At 68.0% G+C, this 15,114-nt stretch carries 11 protein-coding genes and 3 pseudogenes; 6 read left to right on the top strand and 8 right to left on the bottom strand.

All coding sequences use genetic code 11. The annotated features are described in order from the left end of the window. Positions 1–135: 135 nt before the first annotated feature. The 8 genes and pseudogenes from tsf to N4G47_RS04995 form a co-directional block, all read right to left on the bottom strand. On the bottom strand, positions 136–1,011 hold the full coding sequence (gene tsf, locus N4G47_RS04960) for a translation elongation factor Ts (RefSeq protein WP_107230333.1): 876 nt from the start codon (positions 1,009–1,011) through the stop codon (positions 136–138). Positions 1,012–1,137: 126 nt separating this feature from the next. Beyond that, the gene (gene rpsB, locus N4G47_RS04965; protein ID WP_057497695.1) at positions 1,138–1,944 is read right to left on the bottom strand and encodes a 30S ribosomal protein S2; all 807 of its coding nucleotides are present in this window, start codon (positions 1,942–1,944) and stop codon (positions 1,138–1,140) included. A 220-nt stretch (positions 1,945–2,164) separates the two neighbouring features. Then, positions 2,165–2,863, bottom strand: a complete 699-nt coding sequence (locus N4G47_RS04970; RefSeq protein WP_475285594.1) for a fimbrial biogenesis chaperone — start codon at positions 2,861–2,863, stop codon at positions 2,165–2,167. Then, on the bottom strand, positions 2,863–3,207 hold the full coding sequence (locus N4G47_RS04975) for a hypothetical protein (protein WP_475285596.1): 345 nt from the start codon (positions 3,205–3,207) through the stop codon (positions 2,863–2,865). The genes N4G47_RS04970 and N4G47_RS04975 overlap by 1 nt, the downstream gene beginning before the upstream one ends. Positions 3,208–3,268: 61 nt before the next feature. Continuing rightward, positions 3,269–4,303 carry a Csu type fimbrial protein gene (locus tag N4G47_RS04980; RefSeq protein WP_475285598.1) on the bottom strand — a complete coding sequence of 345 codons (1,035 nt, stop codon included), beginning with the start codon at positions 4,301–4,303 and terminating at the stop codon, positions 3,269–3,271. Next, a pseudogene (locus N4G47_RS04985) lies at positions 4,300–6,677 on the bottom strand (fimbria/pilus outer membrane usher protein). The gene N4G47_RS04980 and the pseudogene N4G47_RS04985 overlap by 4 nt, the downstream one beginning before the upstream one ends. A gap of 7 nt (positions 6,678–6,684) precedes the next feature. Then, complete coding sequence (locus N4G47_RS04990) at positions 6,685–7,434, bottom strand: fimbrial biogenesis chaperone (RefSeq protein ID WP_107230338.1); 750 nt, start codon at positions 7,432–7,434, stop codon at positions 6,685–6,687. Continuing rightward, positions 7,434–7,964 carry a Csu type fimbrial protein gene (locus tag N4G47_RS04995; protein WP_107230339.1) on the bottom strand — a complete coding sequence of 177 codons (531 nt, stop codon included), beginning with the start codon at positions 7,962–7,964 and terminating at the stop codon, positions 7,434–7,436. Before N4G47_RS04995 ends, N4G47_RS04990 begins: the two co-directional genes overlap by 1 nt. Positions 7,965–8,203: 239 nt before the next feature. Between N4G47_RS04995 and map the strand changes: the two are divergent. From map to dapE, 6 genes and pseudogenes are all read left to right on the top strand, one after another. Then, positions 8,204–8,979: pseudogene (gene map / locus N4G47_RS05000) on the top strand (type I methionyl aminopeptidase). Positions 8,980–8,981: 2 nt separating this feature from the next. Continuing rightward, positions 8,982–11,608 (top strand): annotated as a pseudogene (locus N4G47_RS05005) ([protein-PII] uridylyltransferase). Next, positions 11,608–12,669 (top strand): 2,3,4,5-tetrahydropyridine-2,6-dicarboxylate N-succinyltransferase, encoded by a 1,062-nt coding sequence (gene dapD, locus N4G47_RS05010; protein WP_475285601.1) that lies wholly within the window; start codon positions 11,608–11,610, stop codon positions 12,667–12,669. Before N4G47_RS05005 ends, dapD begins: the two are co-directional and overlap by 1 nt. Positions 12,670–12,671: 2 nt before the next feature. After that, complete coding sequence (locus tag N4G47_RS05015; protein ID WP_475285603.1) at positions 12,672–13,538, top strand: hypothetical protein; 867 nt, start codon at positions 12,672–12,674, stop codon at positions 13,536–13,538. Between the two features lie 31 nt (positions 13,539–13,569). Continuing rightward, positions 13,570–13,941, top strand: a complete 372-nt coding sequence (locus tag N4G47_RS05020; RefSeq protein WP_475285605.1) for an arsenate reductase — start codon at positions 13,570–13,572, stop codon at positions 13,939–13,941. Beyond that, complete coding sequence (dapE, locus tag N4G47_RS05025) at positions 13,938–15,065, top strand: succinyl-diaminopimelate desuccinylase (protein ID WP_475285607.1); 1,128 nt, start codon at positions 13,938–13,940, stop codon at positions 15,063–15,065. Before N4G47_RS05020 ends, dapE begins: the two co-directional genes overlap by 4 nt. The last annotated feature ends 49 nt before the right edge of the window (positions 15,066–15,114 follow it).

The raw sequence follows: 15,114 nt of genomic DNA on the forward strand, positions 1-15,114 counted from the left end.
CTGTCGATTCCCTGCGCCGAGTATCGGCTTGATTGGTGCGTAACGCAAAGGTGCTGGTGGGGTGCAGCCACAGGTACAAAAAGAGCCGCGGTTTCCGCGGCTCCTTCTGGTTGCTTCACAGCCGGAGGGCTGGAATCAGACCTGCATCGCCTTGGCAACTTCGGCGGCGTAGTCTTCCACCACCTTCTCGATGCCTTCGCCGACGACCAGCAGCTTGAAGCCGGCCACGTCGGCGCCAGCGGCCTTGACCACCTGCTCGACGGTGGTGTCGCCCAGCACGTAGGTCTGGCCGTACAGGGTCACGTCGCTGACGATCTTGTTGATCTTGCCGCTGATGATCTTTTCCAGGATGTCGGCCGGCTTGGCCTTGTCCTTCTCGGACATCTTGGCCAGCTCGATTTCCTTTTCCTTCTCGACGAAGTCGGCCGGAACGTCCGCAGCCTTGTTGTGCGGCGGCTTCAGCGCGGCCACATGCATGGCCAGGCCACGGGCCAGCTCGACGTCGCCGCCGACCAGGTCGACCAGCACGCCGACCTTGCCGTTGGTGTGCACGTAGGCGCCGACGGTGTTGTTGCCGTCCACCTTCACCAGGCGACGGATCTGGATGTTCTCACCCAGGGTCTGCACGGCGGTGGCGCGGGCTTCTTCAACGGTGCGGCCATCGGCCAGCTTGGCGGCCTTCACGGCTTCGACGTCGTTGGCGTCCGTGGCCAGGGCAGCAGCGGCGACAGCGTTGACGAAGGACTTGAAGTTGTCATCGTTGGCGACGAAGTCGGTTTCCGAGTTGACTTCGACCAGCACGGCCTTGCCGCCGTCCTGGGCCAGGCCCAGACGGCCTTCGGCGGCCACGCGGTCAGCCTTCTTGTCGGCCTTGGCGGCGCCGGACTTGCGCATGGCTTCAGCAGCAGCGTTGATGTCGCCGTTGGCTTCAGTGAGCGCCTTCTTGCATTCCATCATGCCGGCGCCGGTGCGCTCGCGCAGTTCCTTGACCAGGGAAGCAGTGATTTCCACGGGATTACCTCACGAAAGAAAGGGGTTGGGCCGGCATGGTGGCCGGCCCGTGTGACACAGTCCTGTCACGCGCCAAGGGCGGCATGCAGGGAGGGTGGACGCCGGGCGTCCACCCCGGGGCCTGGATCAGGCCTGGGCGTCGTCGCCCTTCTTGGCAGCCTTCTTGGCCGGCGCGCGGCGGGCCGGCTTGTCTTCGCCTTCGGCGGCGGCTTCAGCGAACTCTTCTTCGCGCACCGAAGCGGCGTGCGGTGCAGCAGCCTTGCCTTCCAGCACGGCGTCGGCAGCGGCGCGGGCGTACAGCTGCACAGCGCGGATGGCGTCGTCGTTGCCCGGGATGGCGTAATCAACCAGTTCCGGGTTGTAGTTGGTGTCGACCACGGCGATGACCGGGATGCCCAGCTTCTTGGCTTCCTTGATCGCGATGTCTTCGTGGCCGATGTCGATCACGAAGATGGCGTCCGGCAGACGGTTCATGTCCTTGATGCCGCCCAGCGAGGCTTCCAGCTTGTCGCGCTCGCGACGCAGGCCCAGCACTTCGTGCTTGACCAGCTTCTCGAAGGTGCCGTCGGTTTCACCGGCTTCCAGTTCCTTCAGGCGGGCAACCGACTGCTTGACGGTACGGAAGTTGGTCAGGGTGCCGCCCAGCCAACGCTGGTTCATGAACGGCATGCCGCAACGCTCGGCTTCTTCACGGATGGTTTCGCGGGCGCTGCGCTTGGTGCCCAGGAACAGGACGGTGCCGCGCTTCTGGGCCACCGACGAGATGAAGTTCATCGCGTCGTTGAACAGCGGGACGGTCTTTTCCAGGTTGATGATGTGGATCTTGCCGCGGGCGCCGAAGATGTACGGAGCCATCTTGGGGTTCCAGTAGCGGGTCTGGTGGCCGAAGTGGACGCCGGCTTCCAGCATCTGACGCATGGTGACCTGGGGCATTGCAATACTCCTGATGGGGAACCTGCGCTTCCGCCCGCGGTAATAGGTATGCGGGACGCGTGGAAACGCGATGGGTTCCGGGGTTGGGCTTCCCTGTTGCCTCCGTGGCCGAACTCCTTGCGGAGCACCCCGGCACGGATGGGGGCAGCAGGTGTGGATTCACCGGTGACGTCCGGTGTGGACGGGGTCCCGCGCACGCTGGCGGCAGGAATCCGGTCGATTATAGCCCGCTTGGCGCGCCTGCTGCAATTGCGGGGTCCGGCGCGGTCAGCTCGACCTGGCGGCCATCCTGCAGATGGGCCTGGAAACGCCCGCCATGGTAGCCGTTCGCCCGGGGCGGCAGCGCCCAGCGGCGCTCGTGCCCGGCCAGCAGGTAGCCGGCCAGCCCCGGTAGCAGCAGGGTGCGCTGGCCGTCATCGGCAACGAACACCAGGTCATGCAGGCGGGCGTGCAGCGGCCCGGCATTGTTCAATCGCAGATAGGGCTGCGACGCGTCGGCGTCGAGCCGGGCCTGTACGCGGGGTTGCGCCTGCGGTGCGGCCTGGCCGCGGAACAGCGGGAGTGAGTAGCGGGGCAGGCCGGCCCGGCTGGGCTCCAGCACGATGCGATAGGCCTGTTCACCGGCCACGGGCTCGGGGCGGCCGGGCAGCAGCCAGACGCGCTGGCGGACGCCCGGGGCGAGATCGAGCTGGATCGGGCTGGCCAGGATCTGCCCGGTCGGGCGCAGCCGTTCGGCATCCACCTGTTGTTCCCAGGCCAGCACCCGCACCTGGCCCTGCCAGTGGCCGGGGCCGGGGTTGTACAGCCACAGCTCGGTGCGGCCACCTTCGACGGGCAGCTGCAGGGTAGTGGGGGACAGGTCCAGTGCAGCGGCGGGCATGGCCAGCAGCGACGCCAGCAGGATCAGTGCCGCACGCATCAGTAGATGACGGTCACGGCAGGCACCGGGTCTTCGTTGGCGGGCGGTGGTGCCAGATCGCGGACCTGGGTGGGCAGCTGCGGTGCGTCACTGCGTTGCTGCGGAACCGGGCAAAGGCGGTTGCCGGCCTCGCCGCTGCAGGCTTCCACCACGGTGAGCCGGATCTGCAGCGGCGTGGTGCCGGGTTCAGCCCATGCGGGTGTGCTGGCGAACAGTATCGCCCCGATCAGAAATACACGAACCACCCGCCAACCACCCTGCGTCAGGACTCGCTGCGCGGTATCGGCGGGATTGGCCGGAACTGTAGAGTCGAGCTTGCTCGACTGCGCCAGGCCAGCATCCATGCATGGCGTGGATCTACCAGGACCCGCCCCGGTAGGTGCCGACCGTTGGTCGGCACGCCCATCAATAGGTGATCGTCACCTGCACCAGGTCGTTGTAGGTGCCCGCCGGTGGCTGGCCGGTGACCGGCGGCACCCGGCCATAGATGGTCAACTGCTGCGCGCTGCCGGTTCCGGTGCCGCTGGCGGTATCGACGGTCAGCGTGTTGCCCCAGCGCTGGGTGCGGGTGGAATCGCGGTACAGCTCGTAGGTGAGGTAGTAGGTGCTGCCGCCGATGGTGGTGGCCATGCGCCGGGTGCCGGTGGCTGCGGGATTGTTCTGCCCGTTGTTGAGGCTGACCTGGTAGGCGGTGTTCTTCAGGCAGGTCAGGGTCAGCGTCGCGGTCTGGTCGATGTTGGCGGGAATGCCGCCGGTGACATTGCCGAAGTTCATGTTGGTGGTGACGTAGCTGCCGCACTGCGGCAGCACATTGGCGGTGGCGGTGAAGCTGAAGGCCGCGCTGGCACTGTTGGTGCCGGTGGCGCCGCCGTTGCAGGTGGCGGGCACGGTGGCGGTGCCGAGCAGTACCTCGTTCCAGGCCCAGGTCAGCACCACGTTCGCCCCGCTGAAGGTGCTGCTGTAGGCACCGGAAGCCAGCACCTGGTTGGCCGGGATCTGCGCGAACAGCTGGGTGGCCTGCGCGCCACTGCCGCCGGTCAGCAACGGCACGTTGTAGGTCATGGTCAGTTCCTGCGCCGGCGGCGTGCCGCGCGGGGCCAGCCCGGTCACCTGGCTGAAATTGGAGGTGTTGTAGAGCTGGAAGTTCATGCTGTCGCTGGCGCTGGTCTTCATCGTCCGCCAGGTGGAGCTGCTGCCGCCGCCGCTGCCGGCGCCGATGCCCACGCAGACCCGCACGCCGGTGGTGGCCAGCAGGCTCAGTGCGGCGGTGGTGCAGGTCACCGTGATGTTGAGCGTGCCGGTGGTCGCGCCAGGTGCATTGCTGTTGACGTTGCCGAACGGCAGCGTCGGGTCGGCGATGGCGGTGCACACGGCGGTGGCGCGCGCTGGCGCCGCCACCAGCAGGCCAGCGACCAGCAGCAGGCCCAGCAGCACCCTCATGGCGCCACCTCCGGGATGCACGCCAGCGGTGCTGGCTTCGGCCGCGCGCCGGACGCCACCACCTTGGGCAGGTCCGGTACCTTCACCCGGCATTGCCCGCCGCTGGTGGTGATGTACAGCACGCTGCCGGCGGCCACGTCTTCCAGGTACAACAGGCCGTCATAGCCCACCAGCGCCTGCCGCCCGTCGGGCAGCTGCACTTCGCTGCCCACCTCCAGCGGCTGCCCGTCCATGCTGTGCAGGGTCAGGCTCAGCGAGGGTCGCGAGCGCAGTTCGAAGGTCACCCGCGTGCCCGCGCGCTGGCGTGGGGTCACCCAGTCTTCGATGCGGTCGGCGCGCATGTCCTCAGGCAGGTCCAGGGTGTCGATCGAGACCCGGTTGCGCTGCCAGGACAGCAGTGGGCTGACCAGCAGCAGACCGCGGTCATCGGTCACGCCGATCAGCCGGTTCTCCAGCCGCACCGGCACGCCGCCCACGCCGTTGGTGCTGATCACCGCGAACGCATCGGAGACCTCGCGGGTTGCGAAGGCATGCCCGCCCATCCACACCAGGCTGCCGCTGGCGCTGGCGTAGGCATAGTTCAGGCCGCCCTGGCGCGAGGCGCCAAGCGAATAGCGGCCGACATCGTTGAGGATGCCGACTTCGGCCAGGCCGCCGTTGCCATCCTCGCCGTGGCGTACCTGTGCGCGCCAGCCGACGCCGCCGGCGCTGCCATCGCCGGGCACCGGCTGGGTGACATCGGCCACCCAGCTCTGGCTGTCGCCGTTGCGTTGGCTGGACAGGCTGGCCTGGCGGTTGTTGCCCAGGCTGGCGGTGACGGACAGATAGAGGCTGCGGTCATCGCTGTTGTCCAGGTTCTGGTTCACCGACAGGTAGGCCGACCAGCGCTGGCTCCAGCTGCGCGACCAGAACAGGCTGGCGTAACGGTTGTCCTCGCCGTCGGGGTAGCGCAGGCGCAGGTAGCTGGCGCTGAGCGTGCCCAGCCGCAGCAGGTCGATGCCGACCGTGGCCTGGTCGCTGATGTCCGGTGGCAGGTTGCCCTGCAGTGCGCCCAGGTCGCGATAGTCGCCGTGGCTGCGCACGCTGCGCAGGTTGAAATTGAAGCGGCGGTTGTTCCAGCTGTAGCCCAGTGCCCATTGCCCGCCCTGCAGGCCGTGGTAGTCGCTGCGCGCGTAGGCGGCATTGAACACCCCGCGCCGCCGAGCAGCCACCAGCCGCCGAGGCCGGCCTGGGCCAGGCCACCGCCACCTTCGGCATGCGCTTCGCCGGTAAAGGTATCGCTGACGCCGCCGCGCCAGCTGGCACTGGCCACGGTGCGATCGTCGTAGGCGAAGGAACGTTGGCCGAAATCCTCGCGCAGGCGGCCGACGCCGACCGACCAGTCCGACAGGCCCTTGGCCAGCAGCTGCTGGGTGCCGTAGAAGCTGAAATCCAGGGTCTGCATGCGGCCGAACGCGTCGGTCACCACCACCTGTGCGGTGCCGGTACCGCTGATGCCGGGCTGGGCGCCCAGCTGGAACGGGCCGACCGGCACCTGGCCGCTGTACTGGCGCAGGCCATCGACGTACAGCTCGACGGTGGACGGCACCACCGCCTGGCCGAGGAAGCTGGGCGTCGGTGTCAGCACGCGATAGGGCTGCAGGCCGTAGTTGCGGCCGATCTGCAGGCCGCCCAGGCGCACCGGTCGGGTCCAGTCGACAAAGCCGCTGTAGAAGTCGCCGACGTCCAGGCTCAGCGCCTGGTCGGGGAAATCCAGGCTCCAGCGGGTGTCCAGGCGCACGCTTTCGCCGCGCCAGCGACGATCACCGGGCTGCTGGTAGCGGCGGCTGACCGCGGTGTTCTCGAAGGTGCCGTTGCCGATGCCGAACAGGCGCAGTTCCGAGCTGAGGCTGAGATTGCCGAGCGTATCCACGCGGCTGCCATACACGTCGTAGTTGAGCAGCAGGCCCGGTGAGGCCGTGCCGGCCAGTGCACGGGTCTGTGGGCGGCTGAGCACGGTGGTCGGCAGGGTCAGCTGGTCCAGCGGCACGTCCAGTGCCAGCGTCTGCATGTGCGCGTCGTAACGCACCACCGCGCCGCTGATCTGGTCCAGGTAGACCGGGGCATCACCGCTGGCATTGAAGCCGAGCTGGCGCAGCACCTCGGGGCTGGCCTGCAGGCGGCCCCGGTTCTCGGTGAACGGCAGCAGGCCGCGCGGCGTGCTGTTGAGCGAAACATCCAGGTACAGCGTCTGGCTGGCGGTCAGCGGGGTTGGCGGTGGCAGGATTGCATCGGCTGACACGCCCGATACGTCTGCGGCCCCGGCGGCCGCGATACCGGGCACATCGGCGGCCTCGGTCGCCGCAGGAGCCAGGGCAGCCAACAGCGCGCCCATCAACGCCTCAGCGAGCCGGTGGTGGCGACAGTGGCGTCTGTTCCGACTCGCCATTGAGCTTGGCCGTGATCTGGTCGTTGTCGCGGTCGATCGCGGTGCGCTCGATCGGCCAGCGCATCACCTGTCCGGGCAGCACATAGCCCAGCAGCCCCGGGTGCACGATGCGCGGGCGCTGCGTGCTGCCCAGCGCGAGGTCGGCGATCTGCGCATAGCTGTTGCCGGTATTGGCCACTTCCACCCCGTTGCGGCCGTCCTCCAGCCGTACCAGGCGCGCGGCCAGCTGTGGCGCGAGCTTGCCGCCGGAGGGCTGCACGAATACCGGGATCGAATAGCGCAGCACGAACTGCATGCCGTTGGCGCGGGTCGCCAGGTCGGGTACTTCGTCGACGATCAGCCGGTAGTAGCGCTGGACCTCCGGCGGCTGGTTGACCGGACGCATCACCCGCACCAGCTGTTGCTGGCCGGCGGCCAGTTCCTGCATCGGCGGGGTGGCCAGCAGCTCATCGGTGGGCAGCAGCTGTTCCTGCCCATCCTGCTGTACCCAGCGGAACACGCGCACCTGCAGCCTGACCGGCGAGGTGCCGCTGTTGGTCAGCCACAGTTCGCCTGCGCGTTGGCGGGCTTCGAGCTGCAGGCTGGTGGGGGCGACCTGCAGGCTGGTGGCACCGGCGGCGGTGGCGAGCAGCAGGCTCAGGGCGAGCAGCGCCACGCCGGTGGCGCGCCACGGGCGGGGTCCGGCCATGCGGGCGTGCTCCATCAATAGGTGATCGTGGCGGTGACCGTATCCAGGTAGTTGCCGGTGGCCGGGTTGTTGGTGCTCAGGTTCAGGATCTGGCCGTAGACGATGTAGGGCACCGCCAGGCCGGTGCCGATGCCGGCCTGGGTATTGGTGCCGGTGGTGGCGCCCCAGACCAGGGTGTGCGCGGCGTCCTGGTAGAGCTGGTAGCCGACGAAATTGTTGGCGGTCACGGCCGCATTGGTGTTCTTCATGCGGCGGGTGGTGACGTCGTTGGCCGTGCTGGCGTTGGCGCCCGCGTTCAGCGAGATCGTGTACGGGGTCAGCGCCGAGCACTGCGCGGTCACCGTGCCCTGGCCCAGGGTGGGGGTGGCGGTGGTCGATGCGGCGGTGCCGAAGTCAACGTTGGTGGCTGCTGCGGCGGTGATGGTGCAGGCCTTGGTGACCACCAGGGTGACGTTGAAGGTGGTGGTGTCGGCCGCCAGCGCCGGACCGCTCAGCAGGAGCGCCCCCAGGGCCCAGGCAAGCGGGGAACGAAGCGGGGATCGCATGGACAACCTCCCTGACCCGAAGGTCCGTTGAACAAGGCGAAGGCGGCGTGTTGGGTGCCGCTTTGACGACGGTCGCCGCCAGCTTGTGCGGCTAAGTGTCTGTAATCCGTGATAAATAGGGATCCGAAAGGGCGAATCCCATCACGCTTTCACTTTCCTTGCCGGAACCGTGCACGGCCCGCAACGCCAGTTGGGTGGCGTTCGTTCAGATTGCGGCCGGATCGGCGATAATGGGCGCCATGAGCGTGAATCTGAAAACCCCGCAGGAAATCGAGATGATGCGCGTCGCCGGCCGACTGGCCAGCGAAGTGCTCGACATCGTCACCCCCACGTCAAGCCCGGTGTCACCACCGAGGAACTGGACCGCATCTGCCACGACCACATCGTGAACGTGCAGGGCGCCATTCCGGCCAACGTCGGCTACCGCGGCTTCCCCAAGACCGTGTGCACTTCGGTCAACAACGTCATCTGCCACGGCATTCCCAGCGAAGGGAAGGTGCTCAAGGATGGCGACATCATCAACATCGACGTCACCGTCATCAAGGATGGCTGGCACGGCGATACCAGCCGCATGTATTTCGTCGGTACGCCGTCGGTGATGGCCCGCCGCCTGGTGGAAGCCACCTATGAAGCCATGTGGCGCGGCATCCGTGCGGTGCGCCCGGGTGCGACCCTGGGCGACATCGGCCATGCCATCCAGAGCTATGCCGAAGGCGAACGTTTCAGCGTGGTGCGCGAGTACTGCGGCCACGGTATCGGCAAGGTCTACCACGACGAGCCGCAGGTGGTGCATTACGGCCGCCCGGGCCAGGGTCTGGTGCTGCAGCCGGGCATGACCTTCACCATCGAGCCGATGATCAACGAGGGCACCCGCTACAACAAGGTGCTGCCGGATGGCTGGACCGTGGTGACCAAGGACCGCAAGCTGTCGGCGCAGTGGGAGCACATGATCGCGGTCACCGAGACCGGCGTGGACGTGCTGACCCTGTCGCCGGGCGAATCGCAGGTCGCCTGACCATGCTGCCGGCGGGTTCACTGCTGGACGCGCCGGCCGATTCGCTTGACGATTCCGAATGGGCGTCTGCCGCACGGCAGGCGCTGCAACAGGCCGATGCGCGCCTGTACCGCCGTTTCGACCAGGGCGACAACATCGAGCGCCTGCTGGCGCTGCGCGCGCGTGCGGCCGACCATCTGATCCGCCTGGCCTGGCAGCGCTGCCTGCCGGCCGACAGTGGCCTGTCGCTGTTCGCGGTGGGCGGCTATGGCCGCGGCGAGCTGTTCCCGCGGTCGGACATCGACCTGCTGGTGTTCGGTGACGCGCAGGCACAGCTCGCTCATGAGCCCGCATTGGCACGCCTGTTCGCGCTGCTGTGGGACTGCGGGCTGGCGGTCAGCCATGCTGTGCGCTCGGCCGCGCAGTGCCGCCAGGCCGCTGCCGACCAGACCGTGCTGACCGCGCTGATCGAGGCGCGTCCGATCCTGGCCGACGATGCGGCGCGCCGCGCGTTGCGCGAAGCGATCGACGATCGCGAACTGTGGCCGGCGCGGACCTTTTTCCTGGCCAAGCTGGAAGAGCTGCGCAACCGCCACCAGCGTTTCGGTGATACCGCCGACAACCTGGAGCCGGACCTGAAGGACGGCCCGGGTGGCCTGCGTGACCTCAACACGCTGGGCTGGATGGCGCTGCGTGCGTTCGGCGTGCGCGATCTGGAGGCGCTGGTCGGGCTCGGCCACCTGGGCGCCGACGAAGCGGCTGCATTGAAGCGCGAGCGCGCGGTGCTGGCGCGGCTGCGCTTTGGCTTGCACCTGGTGGCGCGCCGCCCGGAAGAGCGCCTGCGCTTTGATTACCAGAAGACCCTGGCCGCGCGCCTGGGCTTCGAAGACGACGCCGAGAATCTGGGTGTCGAAAAAATGATGCAGGGCTTCTACCGCGCTGCATCGGTGGTGCGCCGGATCAGCGACCGCCTGCTGCAGCGCTTCGAGGAACAGTTCGATGGCGAGGCGCAGCCGGAACCGCTGACCGTGGGTTTTTCGCTGCGCCGTGGCTACCTGGCCGCGAACGAGGCCGATTGGCCACGCGCGGATATCGGCCAGGTGTTCGCGCTGTTCGCCAGCTGGGCCAACAACCCGCAGGTGCGTGGCCTGCATTCGCTGACCGCGCGCGCACTGGCCGAATCGCTGCCGCTGCTGCCGGCCTACGACCAAGCCGACACGGATGCGCGCGAGCAGTTCATGACCCTGCTGCGTGGCCAGCGCCCGGTCGATACGCTTTCGCGCATGGCGCGGCTGGGCGTGCTTGGCCAGTGGATACCGGCGTTCGCCCAGGTCAGCGGGCGCATGCAGTTCGACCTGTTCCATGTCTACACCGTGGATCAGCACACGCTGATGGTCCTGCGCAACATCGGGCAGTTCGCCAGCAGCCGCGCCGACGAGCGCTTCTCCATCGCCCATGAAGTATGGCCGCGCCTGCGCAAGCCGGAGCTGCTGCTGCTGGCCGGGCTGTTCCATGACATCGCCAAGGGCCGCGGCGGCGATCACTCCGAGCTGGGCGCGGTGGACGCGCGTGCGTTCTGCCAGGCGCATGCGTTGAGCGTGACCGACACCGAACTGGTGGCCTGGCTGGTCGAGCAGCATCTGCGCATGTCGGTGACCGCGCAGAAGCAGGACATCGCCGATCCGGTGGTGATCCACCGCTTCGCCACCCTGGTCGGCAGCCGTGACCGCCTGGACTACCTGTACCTGCTGACCTGCGCCGACATCGCCGGCACCAGCCCCAAGCTGTGGAATGCCTGGAAGGACCGGCTGCTGGCCGATCTGTACTTCGCGACGCGGCGCGCATTGCGCGAGGGACTGGAGCATCCGGTGCCGGCCGCCGAGCGCGTGGCCGAGGCGCGCGACAGCGTGCGCGCGCTGGTGCGCGAACAGGGCTACGACGACGCCACCATCGACCGCCAGTTCGCGGTGATGCCTGACGAAGGCTTCATCCGCCTGCGCCCGGAACAGCTGGCCTGGCAGGCTGCCGCACTGGTGCCGGTGAAGCAGGGCCAGGCCCTGGTGAAGGTGCGCAGGATCAGCGTCGACGACCCGGCGCTGGAAGTGTTCGTGCATTCGCCGGACCGCGACGGTCTGTTCGCCGCCATCGTGATGACCCTGGACCGCAAGGGCTACGGCATCCACCGCGCGCGCGTGCTCGACGGCCCGGCTGACACCATTTTCGATACGTTTGAAGTGAGCCCGGCCGACACGTTTGCCGATGGCAGCAGCGCCAATCTGGAAGCGGCACTGCGCGAAGCGCTCGGTGGCGATCTGGCCCGCCTGCGGCCGTCACGCCGGGTCGTGCCACGCCAGCTGCGCCACTTCCGTTTCGCCCCGCGCATCGAGTTCCGCGATGAACCCGGCGCGACCCGCTTTGCCCTGGTCGCTCCCGACCGTCCCGGCCTGCTGGCCGACGTGGCGTTCGTGCTGCGCAACCAGGGCCTGCGCGTGCACGACGCGCGCATTGCCACATTCGGCGAACGCGCCGAAGACACCTTCGTGATCAGTGACGAACACGACCTCCCCTGACTGAACCTGCCCGGCAGCAGCTGCATGACGCGATGCTGGCCTGCCTGGACCCTGATCGAAACGCCGGAGACCCTGCCTGATGGCCACCAAGCCTGTGAAGAAGACTGCTGCCACCACCAAGAGTGCAGCGGCCAAGAAATCTGCCGCCGTGCCGGCTGCGAAGAAGGCCGCTGCGCCGAAGAAAGCCGCAGCGGTGAAGGCCCCGGCGAAGAAGGTGGCGGCGCCGAAGAAAGCCCCGGTCAAGAGCGCCGAAGCCGCACGCGCCGAAACCATCGCCCGCAAGTCGCTGCGCAAGCCGCCGGTGCCGGGCGTGGAAGAACTGAAGTTCGGCATCGAGAGCGCCTTCGAGCGCCGCGCCACGCTGACCCTGCACGAGCTGGAAGGCTCCACCCGTCCGCTGGTGAATCGCGTGATCGATGGCCTGGAAACCGGTGAATTCCGTGTGGCCGAACCGGACGGCCACGGTGGCTGGAAGGTCAACGAGTGGCTGAAGAAGGCGGTGCTGCTGTACTTCCGCGTCAATGACATGGCGGTGGTTGACGCGCGTCCGGCGCCGTTCTGGGACAAGGTCGAATCGCGCTTTGCCGGCTATGACGAAGCGAAGTTCCGCCGCGCCGGTGTGCGCGTGGTGCCGGGGGCGATCGCCCGTCGCGGCACATACTTCGGCAAGGACGTGGTGCTGATGCCGAGCTTCACCAACATCGGCGCCTACGTCGGCGAAGGCACCATGGTCGATACCTGGGCCACCGTCGGTTCCTGCGCGCAGATCGGCCAGCACTGCCACCTGTCCGGCGGTGCCGGCATCGGCGGCGTGCTGGAGCCGCTGCAGGCCAGCCCGACCATCATCGAAGACCACTGCTTCATCGGTGCGCGTTCGGAAGTGGTGGAAGGCGTGGTGGTCGGTCACCACAGCGTGATCGGCATGGGCGTGTTCCTCAGCCAGAGCACCCGCATCTACAATCGCGCCACCGGCGAAATCACCTACGGCTACATCCCGCCGTACAGCGTGGTGGTGTCCGGCTCGCTGCCGAGCAAGGACGGTACCCACTCACTGTACTGCGCGGTGATCGTCAAGCAGGTTGATGCCAAGACCCGCAGCAAGACCAGCGTCAACGACCTGCTGCGCGGCCTGGCCGACTGAAGGTGACCGCGCCGCAGGACCTGGCGCAGTCTGCGATCTACCGGCACCCGTCCGACAGCCTGTTCGGGCGGGTGCTGCCGCGCCTGCTGCACGCGGTGCAATGGACCCGGCTGCGCCGCGCGCTGTCGCGGCGCTGGCCGATGCCGGCGCTGCTCAGCGACGTGCGCGACGTGGTCTACGTGAGCTGGTGGGTCGATGTGCGCCATGCACCGCCGCCACCGCCGGGCCATCACTACGTGGTGCATGAAGGGCGTACGCCGTACACCATCCTCAGCTACCGCCACGGTCATTTCGGGCCCGCACTGGCCGGCCCGCTGCGCGCATTGATGCCGTCGCCTCGGCAGAGCAACTGGCGCTGGTACCTGCGCCGTGACGATGATCCTGAAGGCACCCCGGTGGTGCTGTTTGATCGTAACGTGATGGACCAGCTGACCTTCGTCGCCGGCGCGCGCGCGTTCAGCGATGCCATGCAGCCCCACCTGTCCGCCCGCTTCGCGCATGTGCTCGACGCCGATGGCGCGGGTCACACATTGATCGAGAGCGGGCAGGGCAGTGCGCCGGCGCTGCATCTGCACTGGCAGTCTGCCGCAGGGTGGAGCGTGGCCGGGTGGTCGGCCGCCTTCGGTGGCGATGCTGCCCTGCTGCGTTTCCTGACCTGCCAGGACGAGGCCATCGCCCGCACCTGCGACCACTGCTGGGCCAGTACCCGCATTGCCCTGCCGGTGGCCGTCGACACCTTGCAGCCGCTGCGCCTGTCGGGCGAACTGCAGTGCCCGCGCCTGCAGGCGATGGGCGTGGCGCTTGAATCGGGCCTGGCCTTCCGTTTGCCAAGGGTGCCGTTCCGGGTCGTGTCCGAGCGCCTGTTGTGAGATTCTGGCCCTCTGTTTTCCAGCATCACAGATGGCCATGAGCACCACTGTCTACGGTTTGAAGAACTGCGATACCTGCAAGAAGGCGACCAAGTGGCTGGACCGCTTCGGCGTGCCGTACACCTTCGTCGATTACCGCGACAACAAACCCAGCCCGGAAACCCTGTTGGCGTGGGCAGCGCAGCTGGGTGGCCTGGCGGCGATGGTCAACAAGTCCTCCACCACCTGGCGGCAGCTGCCGGACAACCGCAAGGCGGCCGAGTCCGATGCCGAATGGAAGCTGCTGCTGCGCGAGTACCCGCAGTTGATCAAGCGCCCGCTGGTGGTCACCGCCGATGGCATGGTCAGCCAGGGCTTCAGTGACAACGGCTTCAAGGCACGCTTCGGCGTGGGCGGCGCATGAGTGCCGTTCTTGACCTGACCTGCGAGCTGATCGCGCGGCCCTCGGTGACGCCCGATGATGCCGGCTGCCAGGCGCTGCTGGCCGCACGCCTGAAGCAGGCCGGGTTCCACTGCGATCATCTGCGCCTGGGCGAGGTCGACAACCTGTGGGCGACCCACGGCAGCGGGGCGCCGGTACTGGTCCTGCTCGGCCACACCGACGTGGTGCCCACCGGACCGCGCGAGGCCTGGACCAGCGACCCGTTCACGCCGACGATCCGTGACGGCGTGCTGTATGGCCGCGGCACGGCCGACATGAAGGGCAGCGTGGCTGCGTTCGTGGTTGCCGCAGAGCAGTTCGTTGCCGCGCATCCCGATCACTCCGGCACGCTGGCGGTGCTGCTGACCAGTGACGAAGAGGGCGATGCCATCGACGGCGTGCGCCATGTCGCGCGCCTGTTTGCCGAACGCGGCCAGCGCATCGACTGGTGCATCACCGGCGAGCCGTCGTCGACCGCGACGCTGGGCGACCTGCTGCGGGTCGGCCGCCGTGGCAGCCTGTCGGCCAAGCTGCGCGTGCAGGGCGTACAGGGCCATGTGGCCTACCCGGAAAAGGCGCGCAACCCGATCCACCAGGCGGCGCCGGCACTGGCCGAACTGAGCGCACGGCGCTGGGACGACGGCTACGAAAGTTTCCCGCCAACCAGCCTGCAGATCTCCAACATCCACGCTGGCACCGGCGCCAACAACGTGATTCCCGGCGAGCTCGAGGTGGATTTCAACATCCGCTACAACCCGCACTGGGATGCGCCGAAGCTGGAGGCGGAGATCACCGCACTGCTGGACCGCCACGGCCTGCAGTACACGCTGAAGTGGCATCGCAGCGGCGAGCCGTTCTACACCCCGGAAGGCACCCTGCGCGCCACGGCACGCGCCGTGCTGGCCGAGCACATCGGCCGTGCGCCGGAAGAAAGCACCGGCGGCGGTACCTCCGATGCGCGCTTCATCGCGCCGTTGGGTGCGCAGTGCATCGAAGTAGGTCCGGTCAACGCCAGCATCCACCAGGTGGACGAGCACGTGCGCGTGGATGATCTGGAAGCCCTGCCGGGCCTGTACCAGCGGCTGGTGGAACGGCTGCTGGTGTGAGGAGGGTGGGTGCCGACCGTTGGTCGGCACGCCTTCCTGTAGAGCCGAG

Source organism: Stenotrophomonas sp. GSD10, from assembly GCF_056172695.1.